This is a genomic window from Pseudomonas sp. H3(2019) (genome assembly GCF_007713465.1).
Taxonomy (GTDB): Bacteria; Pseudomonadota; Gammaproteobacteria; order Pseudomonadales; family Pseudomonadaceae; genus Aquipseudomonas.
This window is the reverse complement of the sequence record NZ_VMSG01000002.1, coordinates 316,686-335,019: the sequence shown is the minus strand read 5'-3', so window position 1 is coordinate 335,019 and position 18,334 is coordinate 316,686. Positions and strand designations below refer to the sequence as shown.

The window sequence follows — 18,334 nt, the reverse complement described above, 5'->3', positions numbered from 1 at the left end:
TTCATTTCCAGAATGTGTATTGCCTATGCAGGCCCCTTCGCGATCATACCCAGCCCGGATGTGCCGCGGCCAACAGCTCTTTGGTATAGGGGTGCTGCGGCGCGGCGAACACGTCATGGCTGGCGCCGCGTTCCACGACTTTACCGTCCTTGATCACGATCATGTCATGGGCCAGGGCGCGAATCACTGCCAGGTCATGGCTGATGAACAGGTAGGTCAGGCCGTATTTTTCCTGAAGCTGGCGGAGCAGGGCGACCACCTGTTTTTGCACCGTGCGATCAAGTGCCGAGGTCGGTTCGTCGAGCAAGATCAGCGCGGGCTTGAGTACCAGAGCGCGGGCGATGGCAATCCGTTGGCGTTGGCCACCGGAGAATTCATGCGGGTAGCGGTGGCGGCTTTGCGGGTCAAGGCCGACCTCTTTCAGCACCTGAATGACCTGCGCCTCGCGCTCGGCAGCACTCGACTGGCTGTGGACTTCCAGCCCTTCGCTGATGATCTGTGCCACCGACATTCGCGGGCTGAGGCTGCCGAACGGGTCCTGGAACACCACCTGCATCTGCTTGCGCCAGGGCCGCAACTGCTTCTGGTTCAGACTGTCGAGCGACTGGCCCTGAAAACAGATGCTGCCTTCGGAATCGAGCAGGCGCAGGATCGCCTGACCGAGAGTGGACTTGCCGGAACCGGATTCGCCGACGATGCCTAGCGTCTTGCCGCGTTGAATGCTCAGGCTGATGCCGTCGACTGCATGCAACCAGGTTTTGCGCTGAAACAATCCGCCACCCAGCGGAAAGCGCACATTGAGGTCGTTGACCTCCAGCACGGCTTCGCGCTCGTCACGAGGCAAGGCTTCGCCTTCCGGCTCGGCGTTCAGCAGCAGGCGACTGTAGGGATGTTGCGGTTGGTTGAACAACGTCTCGCAAGCGGCTTGCTCGACGATCTCGCCGCCGCGCATGACGCAGACACGTTGGGCGATACTGCGTACCAGATTGAGGTCGTGGCTGATCAGCAACAGCGACATGCCCAAGCGTTGTTGTAGTGACTTGAGCAGCAGCAGGATCTTGCGCTGTACCGTCACATCGAGTGCGGTGGTTGGCTCATCGGCGATCAACAACTCGGGTTCGCAGGCCAGTGCCATGGCGATCATCACCCGTTGACGCTGGCCACCGGAGAGCTGGTGCGGATAGGCTTTGAGGCGCTCTTCGGGTTTCTGGATACCCACCAGTTCAAGCAGTTCAAGGGTGCGCTTTTGCGCCGCCTTGCCACCGAGCCCCTTGTGCACCAGCAGGGTTTCGCCAATCTGTTTTTCGACGCTGTGCAACGGATTGAGCGAGGTCATCGGCTCCTGGAAAATCATCGCGATGCGATTGCCGCGCAAGGCTCGCAACGTCCCGACGTCCGCACCGAGCAGCTCCTGGCCTCGGTAGCGAATACTGCCCCAGGTTTTGGTGCCGCTGTCGGGTACCAGTTGCAGGATCGAATGGGCGGTCACCGATTTTCCCGAGCCGGATTCGCCGACCAGCGCCAGGCATTCGCCGTGGCGGATGTCCAGGCACAGGTTACGCACCGCGGCCTGACCACTGAAGGTCACGTTGAGGTCACGGATTTCGATCAGGTTGTCGCTCATATTCAATGTCCGTTTCAAGATCGCGGCTCAAGAGCGTGGATCAAATGCATCGCGCAATGCTTCACCGATAAACACCAGTAAGGAAAGAATCAGCGCCAGGGTGAAAAACGCCGTCAGCCCAAGCCACGGTGCTTGCAGATTCTGTTTGCCCTGACCGATCAACTCGCCCAGCGAGGCGCTGCCGGCGGGCATGCCGAAGCCGAGGAAGTCTAGGGCGGTGAGGGTCGAGATCGCCCCGGTGAGAATGAACGGCAGGTAACTCAAGGTCGCATTCATCGCGTTTGGCAGAATGTGCCGCACGATCACTTTGCGGTCGGTCAGGCCCAGCGCGCGCGCCGCTTTGACATACTCCAGATTGCGCCCGCGAAGGAACTCGGCGCGCACCACGTCCACCAGTGCCAGCCAGGAAAACAGCGCCATGATCCCCAGCAGCCACCAGAAGTTCGGCTCGACGAAACCCGACAGGATGATCAGCAGGTAAAGCACCGGCAATCCCGACCAGACTTCCTGCAAACGCTGACCGAGCAGGTCGACCCAACCGCCGTAGTAGCCCTGCAAGGCGCCGGCGGCGATGCCGATCAGTGCGCTGATGAAGGTCAGCGCCAACGCAAACAATATCGACACCCGGGCGCCGAAAATCACCCGCGCCAAGACATCGCGTGCCTGATCGTCCGTGCCCAGCCAGTTGACCTTTGACGGCGGACTCGGCGCCGGCCGATTGAGGTCGTAATTTGGCGTGTCGTCGCTGAACGGAATCGGTGGGAAGAGCATCCAGCCACCGTCCTTGTGGATCAGTTTCTGCACGTAGTCACTGCGGTAATCGGCCTGGAACGGCAGTTGGCCGCCGAATTCCTGTTCGGTGTAGCGCTTGAACGCCGGGAAGTACAGCGAGCCCTGATAACCGAGTACCAGCGGCTTGTCGTTGGCGATCAACTCACCACCGAGGGTCAGGACGAACAGGCCGATGAACAGCCACAGCGACCACCAGCCTCGACGGTTTTTCTTGAAGCGTTCCAGGCGTCGGCGCGCCAGGGGCGAGAGATTGAGCATCAGGCGTTCCTCGCGGCGAAGTCGATGCGCGGGTCGACCAGGGTGTAGCAAAGGTCACCGATGAGTTTTATCAAAAGACCGAACAGGGTGAAGATGAACAGTGAGCCGAACACCACCGGGTAGTCCCGGGACACCGCTGCTTCGTAACTCATCCGCCCCAGGCCATCGAGGGAAAAAATTACCTCGATCAACAGGGAACCGGCGAAAAACACGCTGATGAACGCCTGCGGAATGCCCGAAACCACCAGCAGCATTGCATTGCGAAACACGTGGCCGTAGAGCACTCGGCGCTCACTCAGGCCTTTGGCGCGGGCGGTGACCACGTATTGGCGGGTGATCTCGTTAAGGAAGGAGTTCTTGGTCAGAATGGTCAAGGTAGCGAAACCGCCGACTACCAGCGCCGTCACCGGCAGCACCAGGTGCCAGAAGTAGTCGGCCACTTTTCCCAGTGTCGACAACTGATCGAAATTCTCCGAGACCAGTCCCCGTACCGGAAACCAGTTCAACGATGTACCGCCGGCAAATACCACGATCAGAAACATCGCAAACAGAAACGCCGGCATCGCGTACCCGATAACGATTGCGGTGCTGCTCCAGATATCGAAAAGGCTGCCGTGATGCACGGCTTTGCGAATACCCAGCGGGATCGATACCAGGTACGTGATCAGTGTTGCCCAAAGCCCGAGGGAGATGGTCACCGGCATCTTTTCAAGGATCAGGTCGGTGACCGTGGCGCCGCGAAAGAAGCTTTTGCCAAAGTCCAGTCGGGCATAGCTGGTGATCATCAGCCACAGGCGTTCCGGTGCCGGTTTGTCGAAGCCATACTGTTTTTCGATGTCCTTGATCAGTTGCGGATCAAGACCGCGACTGGCCCGCGAGCCGTGGCTGATGGCGTCACCGGAAGACCCGATGCTTGCGCCGCCGATGCCTTGCAGGTGAGCGATGGCCTGCTCGACCGGGCCACCCGGTGCAGCCTGCACGATCACGAAGTTGACCAGCAGAATGATCACCAGCGTCGGAATGATCAGCAGCAAACGTCGAACTATATAAGCCAGCATCAATGCGGCCCTCCGGGTTTGCCACGACTGATGCGTTCGACGGCCATCTGTTCGTTGGTCAGCGGCGTTGGGCTCATTTCCCACCAGCTCTCGATGGCTTCGTCATTGCTCGCTTGTATCGCCGGAATGCCGAAACGGTTCCACCACACGGTCGAGGAGCCTGGCGGGTAATAGTTGGGAATCCAGTAGCAGTTCCATTGCAGCACCCGGTCCAGTGCGTGGGCATAGCGCAGCATGTCGGCCTGGGTGGTGGCTTTGACCAGACCGGTAATCAGCGTGTCGACGGCCGGATTTTTCAGCACCATGTAATTATTGGAGCCGGGGTCGGTGGCGGCGACCGAGCCGAAGTAGTTGTACAGCTCGCTCCCTGGAGAGGTGGTCACCGGATAACCGGTGACGATCATGTCGTAGTCACGACTCATCAAGCGGTTTACGTACTGCGACGAGTCGATCCGGCGGATGTCCAGATTGACGCCGATTTGCGCCAGGTTGCGCTTGTACGGCAGTAGCAGACGGTCCATGCCGTTCTGGCTGATCAGGAAGGTAAACGCCAGTGGCTCGCCCTCGGCGTTGACCAGTCGATCGCCATCGGCTTTCCAGCCGGCTTGTTCGAGCAGCGCCAGTGCCTGCAATTGCTTGTCGCGAATCAGGCCGCTGCCGTCGGTCTTCGGTGCTTCGAAGACCTGGGTAAAGACCTCGTCCGGAACCTGCCCGCGCAAGGGTTCGAGAATCGCCAGTTCGCCGGCATCGGGCAGTTGCCTGGCTGCCAACAGGCTATTGGAAAAGTAACTCTGCTGGCGAATGTACATATCGCGCATCATCTGCCGGTTACTCCACTCGAAATCCCAGAGCATTGCCAGTGCCTGACGTACGCGGCGGTCCTGGAACATCGGCTTTTGCAGATTGAACACAAAACCCTGGGAAGGTTGTGGTGCCTGTTTCGCCAGATGAGCTTTTTGCAGGCGGCCGTCGTTCAACGCCGGACCTTCGTAACCGATGGAATACGCGGTGGCCGAGAACTCGCGGTTGTAGTCATAGGCGCCACCGCGCAAGACTTGACGAGCGACGTCGGTGTCGCCGAAGTACTCGATGCTGAAATGGTCGAAGTTGTACAGGCCACGGCTGACAGGCAAGTCCTTGCCCCACCAGTCGGCGTTGCGCTCGAAGGTAATGCTGCGCCCCGAATCAACCTTCCCGACGCGGTACGGGCCGCTGCCCAGCGGTGCTTCATAACCGCCGCCGTTGGCAAAGTCGCGGGTCTTCCACCAGTGCTCGGGAAATACCGGCAAGGTCGCGATGTCCAGCGGCAGGGTGCGATTCTCGTTGTTCTTGAAGTCAAAACGAATGGTGCGCGGCGACTCGACTTCGACGCTTTTGACGTCGGCGAATTGGGTGCGATAGCGCAGGCTGCCCTGGGTCATCAGCAGGTCGTAGGTGTAGCGCACGTCTTCGGCGGTGATGGGTGTGCCATCGGCGAAACAAGCCTTGGGGTTCAGGTAGAAACGCAGCCACAGGCCGTCGTCGGCGCGCTCCATTTTCTCGGCCACCAGCCCGTACACGGTGTAAGGCTCATCCAGCGAACGCTGGGCCAGCGGCGAGTAAATCATCCCGTCGACCTGAGTCACGCCAATCCCCTTGTCGATGTACGGCAGCATGTGGTCAAAGTGGCCGATTTCAATCGCCGAGCGGCGCATGCTGCCGCCCTTGGGTGCTTGCAGGTTGGTGTAGGCAAAGTGACTGAAGCCGGCAGGGTATTTGGCCGGTTCGCCATATACGGTCAAGGCGTGTTGTGGCGCAGCGTTCACGGCTGCGGTGCTCAGCAGCAAGGCCAGGGCCGTGAAGATCAATGAGGGGAAAGCCAGTCGCATTGTCAGCCTTAAGAGCCGGATGATCGATAAGCACAATTTGTACGCTAGCGGCGCGTGACTCGCCAGCCATAATCATTCGATACAAACGCAACGGCCCACCAGAAGGCGGGCCGTTGTTTGAGCAAATCGCGGATTGATCAGTCCTGGCGGCTGGTCACTTCCAGCAGGTGATAACCGAACTGGGTCTTGACCGGGCCTTGCACGGTATTGACCGGTGCGCTGAAGACCACGGTGTCGAATTCCTTGACCATCTGGCCAGGACCGAACGAACCGAGGTTGCCACCGTCACGGCTCGACGGGCAAGTGGAGTTGGCTTTGGCGATTTCGGCGAAATCAGCGCCGCCTTCGATTTGGGCTTTCAGTTCGTTGCACTTGGCTTCGCTGGCAACCAGGATGTGGCGGGCAGTGGCTTTGGCCATGGGAAAAATCTCCATTCAATGTTCAGGTAAGGTGCTGAGCCTACCGGATTCAGTGACCTATTTCTCGTCAAAGTTCGGTCAATCGATTGCCGGTTTTCACCTCATCTTGCCGTTGTTCGAAAAAGACCTGCTCAAAGACCAACGCTTTTCAAGCGTTCGGCATGCTGCAGATACAACTCGATGGGATCGATACCTTTGCGAACCAGCCCTGCCGTTTGATTGATCGCATCCAGGTGGTCCATCGGGTAATCGGAGCGCAGGACGGTGCCCAGATGCGAGCTGTAGCGGCCGACCATTCCGTCATTTTGCTCAGTCTCGCGGGTGAAAAACCTGGAAAACCCTCGACAAAAAGCGTGCAGTGGATCAAGCGCATGCAGCCCTGCATCCAGCAGATTGCCCTGCAATGTGCCACTCCAGGAGTAATAACGAACGCCGTTGACCTGTCCTTCGCCGTCGCCACCCCAGGTCTTCGGCAGGCCTTGAGGGAATTTGGCATTGAATGCAGCGACACCTTCAGTCGTCAATGCGTTGAGGGCGGCGACGGCGTTTTGCGGAATATTCGGGTTGCCACTGATATACGACAGGAACTCGACGAACAGCGTCGAGACCGCCACCGCGACGTGTTCTGGCAGGTGACCGGGGGTCAACGCCTTGCGCAAACAATCGGCGAGCTCGGAGCCATGGTTTGGCCCACTGACCGAGGTCACCGAAGCGACGTTCTGGGGCGCTATCGCTGCAGCATAACGAGCGGTCAGTGCACCTTGGCTATGGCCGATCAGATTGACTTTGCTCGCGCCGGTGCCGGCCAGCACCCGGTCGATTTGCGCCAGCAGTTGTTCGCCACGAACCTCATTGCAGTGAGCAGCCGAGAGGTGGGGTATGAACACTTGTGCGCCAGTGTTCCTCAGTGCCTGTTTCACGCCATGGAAGAGTTCCAGTTTGCCGATGCTTTCGAAACCGAAGAGGCCGTGGACCAGCAGGATAGGGTGCTGCGTGATTGCATTCCGTTGCATGTGCGTACCTGTATTCCGTAAGTTCGAGTGAGGGTTCACGTCTTCACTCTAATGCAGGCCGGTAGGCGAGCGCTGTGCGAAAAAACCGCTGTAAACAGTTGAAAACGGAATAAAAATGGCGGGAAAAATCAGATATTGACGAGGCATTGCTCGGAACGTTTCGACGTCTTCATGCGGGCGATGAAGCTCAAAAGCGGTTTTCGTCCTACTCGAGTCAGATCATTGACCTCTTTGTTTTGGAGGAGGAGCTGACATCAACGGGCTGACATTTAGGCTCCAATAGATCCATTCAACGCTGCTTCCAAACTATCGGACAGCGTTTTTCCAAGGAAAGGGGAAGGTGAATGGGTACAGACACAATGTGTGGCGATAGCGTTTCTAAAAAGGCTGTACCAGAGTGCACCGAGAGGCAGCACATTCATGTCGGCCAGCTTGCTGAGCCGATTTTGATTGCGCCCAGGAGGGAAGTCGCGCGACTCCTTCAGCACAGTGTCCTCGACCCCTCCCAAAACCGTGCGGTGCTCAACGTCGAACCCTACCCGGGCATGGCCTGCGGAGACAAGATCGTGCTGTCGTGGAGTGGTATCGATGCTGATGGCGCTGCTTATTTTCATAAGGCAGAGCGTTTTGTGAGCAACGCTCAGGTTGGCAAGAAAATTGTGTTCATTGTTCGTGCACCCCATATTGCGGCGCTCGATGGCGGCTCACTTGAGGTGTATTACACCTTGAGCAGTGCCGAACTGAGCGGCCCCGTTGAATCCCGGCGACTGCAATTGGAGGTGGGAGATGTCAGGCAAGAGTTGCTTGCGGCGCTGGTGGATGACGCCATAGGTGGCTGGCTTGCTCCCGGGCGGGTAGCTGAAGGGACGCAAGTCACCATTCGCCCCTACGCCAGAATGGCAGAGGGCGACACCGTGTTTTTGTCGTGGGTGGGCAACGCGCCGGGTCATGGTTTTAGTGATTCGTTGAGAATTGAACGATTCGCTGTCGGGAGCGATATTTCGTTCTGGATTGATCCGCACTACATCACGCCGAATCTTGGCTCCTTGGTCACTTACAGTTACTTCGTCGGATGTCCAGGACAGACGATTCGCTATTCAGAACACGCGCAGGTGATGATCGGTATTCGTGAGCCCGCCTCTCTTGCGCTCCCCAACGTGCTGGAAGCCGATGAAACAGAACTGGACCTGCGAGATGCGCTGGATGGCGTCACTGTCGTGATCGATGATCCGGGGATTGAGCAGGGAGAACGGGTCTACTTGAAATGTGACGGTGCCAACTTCAGTCATCGTGAGCATTTCGACGTCTCAGGCGATACCGCAATAGTCTTCATTGTGCCTTACCGCTTTTGGCGAGAGCATCAAGACTCTACGGTTCGGGTGAGTTATAGCGTTGAGCGCCTCGATGACACGAGTCAGGCGTCGGAGGTGCTGGAGATGTATGTTCGTTCAGGTGACCTGCCGCTGTAGCCAGACTCGGGGCCATGCTGCCGCTCCAGATACTCACAGGGAGCGGCAGCGCAGGGTGGTGATCGCTCGTGTTGCAGGGACGTTCAGACGCTCACTTTGGTTTCGTGGCCAGGCTCGCGCAGTTTCAGGCTGGCGTTGTGCAGCAACTGCTCGGTCGCCTCCCAGCCCAGGCAGCCGTCAGTCACCGACACCCCATAGCGCAGAGTCTTGCTCAACGGTTGGCAGCCCTCGAACAAATGGCTTTCAAGCATCATGCCGATCAGCGAGTGATTGCCGCTCAGGCGTTGCTCAAGTACTTCGTTGAATACGGCAGGCTGGCGTAGCGGGTCTTTACCGCTGTTGGCGTGACTGCAATCGACCATGATCCGCGACGCGATCTTCAGCTTCTGCAAGTCAGCCTGTATGTGCGCGACGCTCTGGACGTCATAGTTTGGCCCACGATGCCCGCCGCGCAGTACCAGATGCGTATCCGGGTTGCCCTGAGTCTGAATGATCGCCGGGTGCCCCTGGCTGTCGACACCGAAGTGCCGATGCGGATGAGCTGCCGAGCGCATGGCATCAGTGGCGACGCCGACACCGCCATCGGTGCCGTTTTTGAAACCGACCGGCATGCTCAGGCCGCTGGCCATCTCACGGTGAATCTGTGATTCGGTGGTGCGTGCGCCGATGGCGACCCAGCTCAACAGATCATCGAAGTAGCTGGCGGCCATGGGTTGCAGCAGTTCAGTGGCGATCGGCAAACCGAGGCGAAGCATTTCACGCATCAATTCGCGGGAGAGGGTCAGGCCACCGACCATGTCGTCGCTGCCATCCAGGTGCGGATCGTAGGCGAGGCCTTTCCAGCCCACCGTGGTGCGAGGCTTTTCGATGTACGCACGCATCACCACGAGCATTTCATCGCTGACGTCGGCCGCAAGCCGGGCGAGCTTGCCAGCGTATTCGAGGGCGGATTGCGGATCGTGTATCGAACAAGGGCCGACGACGACCAGCAGACGGGAGTCTTCACCGTCGAGAATCGCGCGGACCGCTTCACGGTGTGCAGCGACCTGTTGGGTCAGTGTGCGAGTGAGTGGCAATTGGTGCTTGAGTTGCAGCGAACTGGGCAAACGCCGGGTCAGCGCTTCATTGGCCGGGCTCAAGGTGGACAGCGGCAAAGCAGAGATGGACGAGTTCATATTCGGGCTTCCTGGGCTGGCGGCGGGTTCGGTCCCGCGCGCTCGGCCCTACTGGGGTGTTCGACAATTGGCCGGGTTGGCTTCGAGTGTGTGCATGCCACCTGTGGGTGACCGATCGGAGGCGGCAGGCTGTCCCGAGCGGAGGCTGGTAAATCGCCAGGCGGAAAAACTGTCGTAACGGTAATAAGTGGCGTAGTTCATGTCGTGATTCCTTGAAGTCAGTGATGTCGCTAAAAATGTATGGGGCTGAAAAAACAAAACCCCCGGTCGGGAAGCCGACCGGGGGTTGAGAATTCTCTGGTAGGCGACCCCTTGAGTAGTGGGCGCCGTGTGGGTATCAGGCGCGCCAGTGGCTAAACCAATACCCAAAATAAAAGTTTACCGGTGCGCAGACGCCATTTGCCCGTGCAGCCGCAACCGAGCGCGGGGCACTGGCGATGCGAAGCTGTGAAGGGGTATGCGGCATGGTCTGTCTCCGATGAATGCACCGAGCTTACTAGAGGCGGGTGTGCAGATTCAATCAGTAAATACTATCGGCTCGCAGGTCAGTTTCTATGGCTTAAGCCCAGCGTAGCTTTGTGCCACACTTCGTGATTGCTTGCGGGCACTCATCAAGGACAACGCAGATGACGACACTGACCATCGCCGCCGCACAATCGATCTCGGTTGCCGGGGACCTTCATGCCAATATTGCTCGGCATCAACATTTCATCCAGGCCGCCGCCGGGCAGGGCGTGCAACTGTTGGTGTTCCCCGAGTTATCACTCACAGGGTATGAGCGCGGATTGGCGGCGGAACTGGCGATCGCACCGGATGCAGCGGTCTTGCAGCCACTGCGGGATTTGGCTCGAGAGTTGGGTGTCACCACTGTCGTCGGAATGCCGATTCGTCTGTCGGCCGATGCGCCGGTACTGATTGGTGCGCTGGTACTGGCTGCTGATGGTTCGCTGGGGGTCTACAGCAAGCAGCATCTGCATTCGGGCGAGGAGGCGGCGTTTGCGCCGGGTTCGGGCGGTTCGCTGCTGACGATGGGTGACGATACGATCGCGCTGGCGGTGTGCGCGGACTTTTCGCATGCCAGTCATGCCGCTGCGGCCGCCGATAAGGGGGCAAACTTCTACGCCGCCGGCGTGCTGATTACCGAAGGTGGCTATGCCCCGGACACCGCATTGCTGCAGGGTTATGCCAGCAAGCACTTGATGGTGGTGCTAATGGCCAATCATGGCGGTGCGACGGGCGGCTGGGAGTCGGCAGGGCGTAGCGCAATCTGGGCGTCGGACGGTTCGCTGATCACAGCTGCTCCGGGAACCGGGGATTTACTGGTGATTGCCCGTCGAAATTCCGGTGAGTGGAGTGGCGAGGTCGTGCCCGTGGCCAGTGTATGAGGAGGGCAGATGGATTTTGAGCTGCGGCTGGCGTCGGCGGAACACTTGCCGTTTGCGCGAGCGTTGACTTGCCAAACCATGCTTGGCTACTACATTCGGCATGACCTGCCGTGGATCGACGAGGCTTTCGATGTGTCCTGGGCGGGCCGGGAAAACTGGCTTATTTGCCAAAATGCATCGGTGCTGGGTTTTACCAGCCTGAGCTGCGACTCTAAGGCCCTGTACATTCGCGAATTGCATGTGGTCGAGGCCTCTCGCGGTCAGGGCATTGGCACCTGGACCCTCGAGCAAGTGTATTCGAAAGCCTGTGCAGAGCGACGTCCGGCGTTGCGTTTGACGGTGTTCAAGGACAATCCCGCGCAAGCGCTTTATCAGCGCATGGGCTTGCAGATTGTCGGGCAGGACGACTGTTTCCTGAGGATGGAGCGTAAATGTCTGCGCTGAAACGTCTGCAAAGCGTGTAGCTCAAGCCATTCAAGACGAATTGAAACTTTTTATATAGCGCTTGCTGCTAGGTCTGCCGGATGCTTTTTGCTAAGGTGTTCGGCAACCAATAAGACCATATCGCGAGGTGTCTGCTTGATTAGGGTGCTAGTAGTCGATGACCATGATCTCGTTCGTACAGGTATTACACGAATGTTGGCTGACATCGATGGTCTGCAAGTAGTCGGCCAGGCTGAGTCGGGGGAGGAATCCCTGCTTAAAGCGCGTGAGTTGAAACCGGATGTGGTGCTGATGGACGTCAAGATGCCCGGGATCGGCGGTCTTGAAGCTACGCGCAAGTTGTTGCGCAGCCACCCGGACATCAAAGTCGTCGCCGTAACCGTGTGCGAGGAAGATCCGTTTCCTACCCGACTGTTACAGGCAGGTGCCGCCGGCTATCTGACCAAGGGCGCAGGGCTTAATGAAATGGTGCAGGCGATTCGCCAGGTATTTGCCGGACAGCGTTATATCAGTCCGCAAATTGCCCAGCAGTTGGCGATAAAATCGTTCCAGCCGAGCAATGATTCGCCTTTCGACGCACTGTCAGAGCGGGAGATCCAGATCGCGCTGATGATTGTCGGCTGCCAGAAGGTCCAGATCATTTCCGACAAACTATGCCTGTCGCCAAAAACCGTGAACACCTACCGTTACCGCATTTTCGAGAAGCTTTCGATCAGCAGCGATGTTGAGTTGACGCTGTTGGCGGTTCGTCACGGCATGGTCGATGCCAGCCTCTGACAATGACCGACCCGTTTGATCCAAGCGCCTTTCTTTCGACCGTCAGTGGGCGCCCCGGTGTGTATCGCATGTTCGACAGCGATGCGCGCCTGCTGTACGTGGGCAAAGCCAAGAACCTGAAGAAACGTCTGGCGAGTTATTTCCGCAAGACCGGCCTGGCACCCAAAACGGCAGCATTGGTTGGCCGAATCGCCCAAATTGAAACCACCATCACCGCCAACGAAACCGAAGCGCTGCTGCTTGAGCAGACGCTGATCAAGGAGTGGCGGCCGCCTTACAATATCCTCCTGCGAGACGACAAGTCCTATCCGTATGTGTTTCTTTCGGATGGTGATTTTCCACGTCTGAGCATCCATCGCGGTGCGAAAAAGCTGAAGGGCAAGTACTTCGGTCCTTACCCGAGTGCCGGTGCGATTCGTGAAAGCCTGAGCCTGCTGCAAAAGACCTTTTTTGTTCGTCAGTGCGAAGACAGCTACTACAAGAACCGCACGCGACCGTGCTTGCAGTACCAGATCAAACGGTGCAAGGCGCCCTGCGTCGGCCTGGTCGAACCGCAGGTCTACGCCGAGGATGTGCGTCACTCGGTGATGTTCCTCGAAGGTCGCAGCAATGCGCTGACAGACGAGCTGTCCGCAGGCATGGAGCAGGCGGCGAGTACCCTCGATTTCGAGCGGGCGGCCGAGCTGCGGGATCAGATTTCCCTGCTGCGCCGGGTGCAGGATCAACAGAGCATGGAAGGCGGAACGGGAGATGTCGATGTCATCGCGGCGTTCATCAACCCGGGCGGTGCCTGTGTTCATCTGATCAGTGTGCGTGGCGGACGGGTGCTGGGCAGCAAGAACTTTTTCCCGCAGGTGGGTATTGAAGAGGATGTTGCCGAGGTGATGGCGGCGTTTCTTGGCCAGTACTTCATCAGCAGTCCCGAACGCGACTTGCCGAGCGAGTTGATCGTCAATGTGGTCCACGAAGACTTTCCGACCCTGATCGCGGCCATTGAAGAGCTACGCGGTCGCGAGTTGATCATCAGTCATCGGGTTCGGGGCACGCGAGCACGCTGGCAGCAACTGGCCGTGACCAATGCCGAGCAGGCGCTCGGGGCGCGCCTGGCCAACCGTCAGCACGTTGCCGCGCGGTTTGAAGCCTTGGCGCAAGTGCTTGACCTGGATGAGCCGCCACAACGACTGGAATGCTATGACATCAGTCACTCGAGCGGCGAAGCGACGGTGGCGTCTTGCGTGGTGTTCGGCCCGGAAGGGCCGCTGAAGTCCGACTACCGTCGCTACAACATCGAAGGAGTCACGCCGGGCGATGACTACGCGGCGATGCATCAGGCGCTGACTCGACGCTTCAGCAAGTTGAAGGACGGCGAGGGTAAGCTGCCGGACATCCTGCTGGTGGACGGCGGCAAAGGGCAGTTGTCCATGGCGCGTGATGTGCTCAACGAATTGGCCGTGCCTGACCTGATTCTTCTGGGCGTGGCCAAGGGTGCAACGCGCAAGGCCGGGTTTGAAACGCTTTATCTTAATGACGCCGCCCATGAGTTCACCTTGCGCGGGGATTCTCCGGCGCTGCACTTGATCCAGCAGATCCGCGATGAGGCCCACCGTTTTGCCATTACCGGTCACCGCGCGCGACGTGGCAAAACCCGCCGCACTTCAACGCTTGAAGGCGTTGCCGGGGTAGGGCCGACGCGGCGGCGTGACCTGTTGAAACATTTTGGTGGATTGCAGGAGCTGTCTCGTGCAAGCATCGAAGAGATCGCCAAAGCACCGGGGATCAGTAAAAAGCTCGCTGAGTTGATTTATGCAAACCTGCACAGCGAGTAGAATGCCTAACTCACCTCGTAGCCAGTTGTGCCGATGAATATCCCTAACCTGATCACCGTTCTACGCGTTCTACTTATCCCGATCTTCATTTTGCTGTTTTACCTGCCGTACCAATGGAGCTACCTGGCGTCTGCCTCGGTCTTCGCGTTCGCTGCGGCTACCGACTGGCTGGATGGCTATTTGGCCCGCCGCCTGGAACAAAGCACACCGTTCGGGGCATTTCTCGATCCGGTAGCCGATAAACTGATGGTCGCAGTGGCGCTGGTGTTGCTGGTGCAAGAGCACGGCAACGTGTGGCTGACATTGCCGGCAGCGGTCATCATCGGTCGTGAAATCGTCGTTTCCGCTCTCCGGGAGTGGATGGCCGAACTGGGCGCGCGTGCACATGTTGCCGTCTCGAACCTGGGCAAATGGAAAACCGCTGCGCAGATGCTGGCGCTGGTGATCCTGCTGGCCAATCCGTCGGACTTCAGCTTTTGGGTTCTGGTGGGTTATACCTTGCTGATGGTCTCCGCAGGCCTGACGTTGTGGTCCATGGTGCAATATCTGCGTGCTGCCTGGCCGCACCTGAAAACCGATGTAGAAAAAAAATAAAACTTTTTTGAATCAAGGGGTTGACGAGACTTCTAAATTCTATAAAATGCGCCACACCAAGACGCGGGAATAGCTCAGTTGGTAGAGCACGACCTTGCCAAGGTCGGGGTCGCGAGTTCGAGTCTCGTTTCCCGCTCCAAGCATTAAAAAATGGATCTCTGAAAAGAGGTCCATTTTTTTCGTCCAGAGAAAAGTCCTTCTTTGGCTTTTGCCGCGCCCTCCCTGAAAACACTCAGATCCAGCCCTAATGGGCACATTTTCCAGTGCATCAATCCCGTGCTCGGCAGATCGGTTTTTTGTGGTGCCAGTCTCATCGCAAACCGTACAAACCTCCGCCATCCAAACGAGACGGAGATTGTACGGTGGCGCTTACGAATACCGCAGTCCGGCACGCCAAACCCCGTGCCAAGGACTACACCCTCCCTGACTACAACGGCCTCGCCGTATGCCTACATGGGTGGGGCCTGATGCGTCTTCAACCGGGACACTGCTGCTAAGCTTATCCTCAATTGCTGATGCAAAAATCAGCAATCCGCCCTGGATCAGTTTTCAATCAGCGCCAACAGGCTGCAATCAAGCAGTGGCTGGAAAAGCATCCGCGTTTCAAATTGCACTCCACACCGACCGGTGCGTCTTGGCTGAACGTGTGGAAGGCTGGTACTGGAAAGACGAGCGCTGTACCGGGATGCGTTCACCAGCGTCGCCGACCTGAAGGCGGCTATCCGCCAATTTATCGAGGCTCACAATGAGCATTCGGCCAAGCCGTTCAAGTGGAATAAAACGGCTGAGTCCATCATTAGCTCGGTGCATAAGGAGAAGCTGAGCGTGATAAAAATAAATTAATGGATGAGCGCATCCTGCATGTGGATTTTTGTTGCGCATAGACTAATAATGTCGGCAACAGCAAGGACGAAAAACCTCAGCTGTATTGTAGTGACAAGAGCCGGAGATGAGAGGGAATTCCATCAGCCTGCTCTTGAATGGTCGTGGTTATAGACCCCCAATCTAACCATTCGTGACATGGATGACTATAATGAGAACATGGAGCTCACATTTGCGTAGCCTATTGGCTATGGAAAACTCACCTATTGCACATTCGTTTGCCACGCAGTTTGGCACTGCCAGTGTTCCCCATACGATTTTGATTGCTCGAAGTAGAGTTCATAACTTTCTAGTCTTCAGCCAGCCGCTAGCAGCAATTCCTTGTGCGTTTACGCAGAAAGGACGTCGAGAAGTTAACAAAATAAATTTTCTGAATAATGCCATGCATTGCAGGCCAGCGGCCACACGTGGTCGGTTAAGGTTTTGTTAGCAGATCTGAGTTCCTGAAGAAAATAGGTTGTCCGGGAGTATGTCCTGGACGAACTGACTCGCGCTTATCGTTGCTAGAGAAATGGCCAATGGAAAATTATGAAGAATCTATTGAGGCAGGTGGTATTTGCCCTCAACTGATTAATATTTTTAGGAATGGCGATGAATCGTTTTATCCGGTCTCGTTTGCAAAAAGGCAGAACATATATGTGGGCGGGGCGGGAGGGTACATTTATTTCATAGAGAGCGGGCAGGTGAAGGTTTCAATGCAAATGCAGGATGGGCGGGGCTGTAATCTTGGCATTTATTCCAGAGGGGGCGTTTTTGGTGAGAGCGGTCTTTCGGGCCGGCTCATTCCAGAGACCGCCACAGCGTTGAGCTCCTGCATCGTTAGGCGGATAAAAATCTCTAGGTTATTCAATAGTTTACAATCAAAAGGACTGTATCTTTCCTTTGCTAAATGCATGTCAAATAAAATGCTTGAGTATCAGAATGTGATTGCCGATTTTGTTGTCTGCAATAGTGAGAAGCGATTAGCGAGCACATTATTGCGGCTCTCATTGATGCTCGGGTGCTGTGAAAATGACAGAATAAAAATTCATGAAAAAATATCACTGCAGGACCTGTCGGAGTTGATTGGGACGACGCGATCTCGTGTAGGGTATTTTATGAATAGCTTTATGCAGCAAGGAATTTTGGAGGATTGCCCGGATTGTTTCCTGGTTATCAATAAAAAGCGAATTGAAGAATACTTGACTCAGAACTGAATGTGGGTGCGAGCGGAATGAGTAATTTGGATCAACAAGGTACATCGGATGTACTCCAGTATTTCCATGAGCAAGTACGGTTGCACCCGCAGCGTACGGCAATCATCTGTGGGGGAGATCACCTAACTTTTCTTGAGTTGGAATATTATTCGAACAGGCTGGCAAACCTGATGCGCAGTCGTGGCGTGTTGCCGGGGGAACCCGTTGCCTTGCTTTTGAATAAGGATATTCGCACCTTGGGGTGTATGCTGGCTATCTGGAAGTTGGGCGCTCTATATGTACCGATCGATCCGGCGGCCCCTGCCCAGAAGATGAAGAGTATATTCGATGTGTGTAATATGCGGCGGGTGGTTTTGGACAGCGGGCTCAACACTGATTTTGGAAAAAATTATCCAGAGATAAATGCAATTGATATAAATGCTGTTTCCTTTGAAGAGTATTCAGCCGTTTTTTCATGCGAGCCAATACATCAACAGCAACTGGCGTACATGATATTTACCTCTGGCAGCACAGGAGTGCCAAAAGGAGTGGCCATATCAAGGGAAAGTTTGAGCTTTTTCATCTCTTGGTGTAGAAACAGCCTTGATATATCCGGCGAAATGGTGGCGCTCAATATGGCCGACTTTTCGTTCGACCAGTCCGTCATGGATATTGCGTTTTTGATCGGTTCAGGCGTGACGCTACATGTCTACTCGGGGCATAAAGATCCCATTTCTATTGCCGGTTATATTCAGCGGAATGCCATCAATGTGTTGTCGACAGTGCCCACTATATTCGGCCTATTGTTCGATGAGCAGTTCGAATTGTCGGCGGAAAGTTTTGCATCGCTACGCAAGGTATTCATTGGTGGCGCCGCTTGTCCTGCGCCCTATGTACAAGCGTTCCACCGGATGATGCCGACTGCTGATGTTTACAATATGTATGGTCCAACTGAGGTGACGGTCTATTGTATGTTTCACCGGTTTAGCCGGGAAGAATTGAGTCATGGGGTGAGCGCTGTCGAGTTGGGCAAGCCGCTGCCAGGGCATGAAGTGTGGCTGGTGGATGATGATGGAAACGAAACGTCAAGTAGGGGGGAATTGGTCGTATCTGGTCCGCAGGTCATGGTCGGATATTGGGGGAGCACGGAGCAAACTAGCATGGTGTTGCGAGAGTCGAGGGCCGGGCGTCGGGGTTATCACACTGGCGATATCGTGCAGCGATCGGATGGCAACAGATACACGTTCACCGGCCGCAAGAACGAAACCATCAAGTCGGCCGGATATCGAATCGATCTTGGCGAAATCGAGGCGGCATTGATGAGCTGTCCAAATGTGATGCATGCCGCTGCGGTCGCGGTTCCGCATACCCTGATGGAAAATGCCATTCACGTTTTTATCTCACAAGGCGGACGCGGTATTCTCGATGAAAATGCAGTTCGGGATCACTGCTCCACCGTTATCCCGAACTATATGCAGCCTCACCAGGTACATTTTTTACCGAAGTTGCCTCTCAACGCTTCGGGCAAGATAGATAAGAAACGCTTGGTCAACGAGGTTGAGGCCTTATAGCAGC

Annotated in this window: 15 protein-coding genes, 1 tRNA gene and 1 pseudogene; 10 read left to right on the top strand and 7 right to left on the bottom strand. The window is 56.6% G+C overall.

Features of this window, described 5'->3' with window-relative positions:
• Positions 1 to 43: 43 nt before the first annotated feature.
• The 6 genes from FPT12_RS03710 to FPT12_RS03685 form a co-directional block, all read right to left on the bottom strand.
• Positions 44 to 1,624: an ABC transporter ATP-binding protein gene (locus tag FPT12_RS03710; RefSeq protein WP_145014692.1), complete on the bottom strand. Its 1,581-nt coding sequence runs from the start codon at positions 1,622 to 1,624 to the stop codon at positions 44 to 46.
• 27 nt (positions 1,625 to 1,651) lie between these two features.
• Positions 1,652 to 2,674: an ABC transporter permease gene (locus tag FPT12_RS03705; protein WP_145014691.1), complete on the bottom strand. Its 1,023-nt coding sequence runs from the start codon at positions 2,672 to 2,674 to the stop codon at positions 1,652 to 1,654.
• On the bottom strand, positions 2,674 to 3,732 hold the full coding sequence (locus FPT12_RS03700; RefSeq protein ID WP_145014690.1) for a microcin C ABC transporter permease YejB: 1,059 nt from the start codon (positions 3,730 to 3,732) through the stop codon (positions 2,674 to 2,676). The genes FPT12_RS03705 and FPT12_RS03700 overlap by 1 nt, the downstream gene beginning before the upstream one ends.
• Complete coding sequence (locus FPT12_RS03695) at positions 3,732 to 5,600, bottom strand: extracellular solute-binding protein (protein ID WP_145014689.1); 1,869 nt, start codon at positions 5,598 to 5,600, stop codon at positions 3,732 to 3,734. Before FPT12_RS03695 ends, FPT12_RS03700 begins: the two co-directional genes overlap by 1 nt.
• A 137-nt stretch (positions 5,601 to 5,737) precedes the next feature.
• Positions 5,738 to 6,019, bottom strand: a complete 282-nt coding sequence (locus FPT12_RS03690) for a peptidylprolyl isomerase (protein WP_100939307.1) — start codon at positions 6,017 to 6,019, stop codon at positions 5,738 to 5,740.
• A 131-nt stretch (positions 6,020 to 6,150) separates the two neighbouring features.
• Entirely contained in the window at positions 6,151 to 7,032 is an 882-nt protein-coding gene (locus tag FPT12_RS03685; RefSeq protein WP_145014688.1) for a triacylglycerol lipase, read from the bottom strand.
• Positions 7,033 to 7,376: 344 nt separating this feature from the next.
• Between FPT12_RS03685 and FPT12_RS03680 the strand changes: the two genes are divergently transcribed.
• Complete coding sequence (locus tag FPT12_RS03680) at positions 7,377 to 8,501, top strand: hypothetical protein (protein WP_256676587.1); 1,125 nt, start codon at positions 7,377 to 7,379, stop codon at positions 8,499 to 8,501.
• A gap of 83 nt (positions 8,502 to 8,584) precedes the next feature.
• On the opposite strand, the gene FPT12_RS03675 is transcribed toward FPT12_RS03680, so the two are convergent.
• Positions 8,585 to 9,676, bottom strand: a complete 1,092-nt coding sequence (locus FPT12_RS03675) for a 3-deoxy-7-phosphoheptulonate synthase (RefSeq protein WP_145014687.1) — start codon at positions 9,674 to 9,676, stop codon at positions 8,585 to 8,587.
• Between the two features lie 626 nt (positions 9,677 to 10,302).
• On the opposite strand from FPT12_RS03675, the gene FPT12_RS03670 reads away from it, so the two are divergent.
• The 9 genes and pseudogenes from FPT12_RS03670 (at position 10,303) to FPT12_RS03625 (ending at position 18,330) form a co-directional block, all read left to right on the top strand.
• A complete protein-coding gene (locus FPT12_RS03670) occupies positions 10,303 to 11,061 on the top strand; it encodes a carbon-nitrogen hydrolase family protein (protein ID WP_145014686.1) in 759 nt (252 codons plus the stop codon).
• Between the two features lie 9 nt (positions 11,062 to 11,070).
• Positions 11,071 to 11,505, top strand: coding sequence for a GNAT family N-acetyltransferase (locus FPT12_RS03665; RefSeq protein ID WP_145014685.1), 435 nt, complete (start codon positions 11,071 to 11,073; stop codon positions 11,503 to 11,505).
• 135 nt (positions 11,506 to 11,640) lie between these two features.
• Entirely contained in the window at positions 11,641 to 12,282 is a 642-nt protein-coding gene (gene uvrY / locus FPT12_RS03660; protein ID WP_019690936.1) for a UvrY/SirA/GacA family response regulator transcription factor, read from the top strand.
• A 2-nt stretch (positions 12,283 to 12,284) separates the two neighbouring features.
• Positions 12,285 to 14,108 carry an excinuclease ABC subunit UvrC gene (uvrC, locus tag FPT12_RS03655; RefSeq protein WP_145014684.1) on the top strand — a complete coding sequence of 608 codons (1,824 nt, stop codon included), beginning with the start codon at positions 12,285 to 12,287 and terminating at the stop codon, positions 14,106 to 14,108.
• 33 nt (positions 14,109 to 14,141) lie between these two features.
• A complete protein-coding gene (pgsA, locus tag FPT12_RS03650) occupies positions 14,142 to 14,702 on the top strand; it encodes a CDP-diacylglycerol--glycerol-3-phosphate 3-phosphatidyltransferase (protein WP_123583870.1) in 561 nt (186 codons plus the stop codon).
• A gap of 63 nt (positions 14,703 to 14,765) precedes the next feature.
• A tRNA-Gly gene (locus tag FPT12_RS03645) sits at positions 14,766 to 14,841 on the top strand.
• Between the two features lie 427 nt (positions 14,842 to 15,268).
• Positions 15,269 to 15,545 (top strand): annotated as a pseudogene (locus FPT12_RS03635) (IS630 family transposase); the annotation flags it as partial.
• A 557-nt stretch (positions 15,546 to 16,102) separates the two neighbouring features.
• Positions 16,103 to 16,780 carry a Crp/Fnr family transcriptional regulator gene (locus tag FPT12_RS03630; protein ID WP_145014683.1) on the top strand — a complete coding sequence of 226 codons (678 nt, stop codon included), beginning with the start codon at positions 16,103 to 16,105 and terminating at the stop codon, positions 16,778 to 16,780.
• A 17-nt stretch (positions 16,781 to 16,797) separates the two neighbouring features.
• Positions 16,798 to 18,330 carry an amino acid adenylation domain-containing protein gene (locus FPT12_RS03625; RefSeq protein ID WP_145014682.1) on the top strand — a complete coding sequence of 511 codons (1,533 nt, stop codon included), beginning with the start codon at positions 16,798 to 16,800 and terminating at the stop codon, positions 18,328 to 18,330.
• Positions 18,331 to 18,334 lie beyond the last annotated feature (4 nt).

What these genes read in the sequence shown, in the direction of transcription:
- FPT12_RS03710 (WP_145014692.1), bottom strand. Translation starts at nt 1,624, where the DNA reads ATGAGCGACAACCTGATCGAAATCCGTGACCTCAACGTGACCTTCAGT.
- FPT12_RS03705 (WP_145014691.1), bottom strand. Translation starts at nt 2,674, where the DNA reads ATGCTCAATCTCTCGCCCCTGGCGCGCCGACGCCTGGAACGCTTCAAG.
- FPT12_RS03700 (WP_145014690.1), bottom strand. Translation starts at nt 3,732, where the DNA reads ATGCTGGCTTATATAGTTCGACGTTTGCTGCTGATCATTCCGACGCTG.
- FPT12_RS03695 (WP_145014689.1), bottom strand. Translation starts at nt 5,600, where the DNA reads ATGCGACTGGCTTTCCCCTCATTGATCTTCACGGCCCTGGCCTTGCTG.
- FPT12_RS03690 (WP_100939307.1), bottom strand. Translation starts at nt 6,019, where the DNA reads ATGGCCAAAGCCACTGCCCGCCACATCCTGGTTGCCAGCGAAGCCAAG.
- FPT12_RS03685 (WP_145014688.1), bottom strand. Translation starts at nt 7,032, where the DNA reads ATGCAACGGAATGCAATCACGCAGCACCCTATCCTGCTGGTCCACGGC.
- FPT12_RS03680 (WP_256676587.1), top strand. Translation starts at nt 7,377, where the DNA reads ATGGGTACAGACACAATGTGTGGCGATAGCGTTTCTAAAAAGGCTGTA.
- FPT12_RS03675 (WP_145014687.1), bottom strand. Translation starts at nt 9,676, where the DNA reads ATGAACTCGTCCATCTCTGCTTTGCCGCTGTCCACCTTGAGCCCGGCC.
- FPT12_RS03670 (WP_145014686.1), top strand. Translation starts at nt 10,303, where the DNA reads ATGACGACACTGACCATCGCCGCCGCACAATCGATCTCGGTTGCCGGG.
- FPT12_RS03665 (WP_145014685.1), top strand. Translation starts at nt 11,071, where the DNA reads ATGGATTTTGAGCTGCGGCTGGCGTCGGCGGAACACTTGCCGTTTGCG.
- uvrC (WP_145014684.1), top strand. Translation starts at nt 12,285, where the DNA reads ATGACCGACCCGTTTGATCCAAGCGCCTTTCTTTCGACCGTCAGTGGG.
- pgsA (WP_123583870.1), top strand. Translation starts at nt 14,142, where the DNA reads ATGAATATCCCTAACCTGATCACCGTTCTACGCGTTCTACTTATCCCG.
- FPT12_RS03630 (WP_145014683.1), top strand. Translation starts at nt 16,103, where the DNA reads ATGGAAAATTATGAAGAATCTATTGAGGCAGGTGGTATTTGCCCTCAA.
- FPT12_RS03625 (WP_145014682.1), top strand. Translation starts at nt 16,798, where the DNA reads ATGAGTAATTTGGATCAACAAGGTACATCGGATGTACTCCAGTATTTC.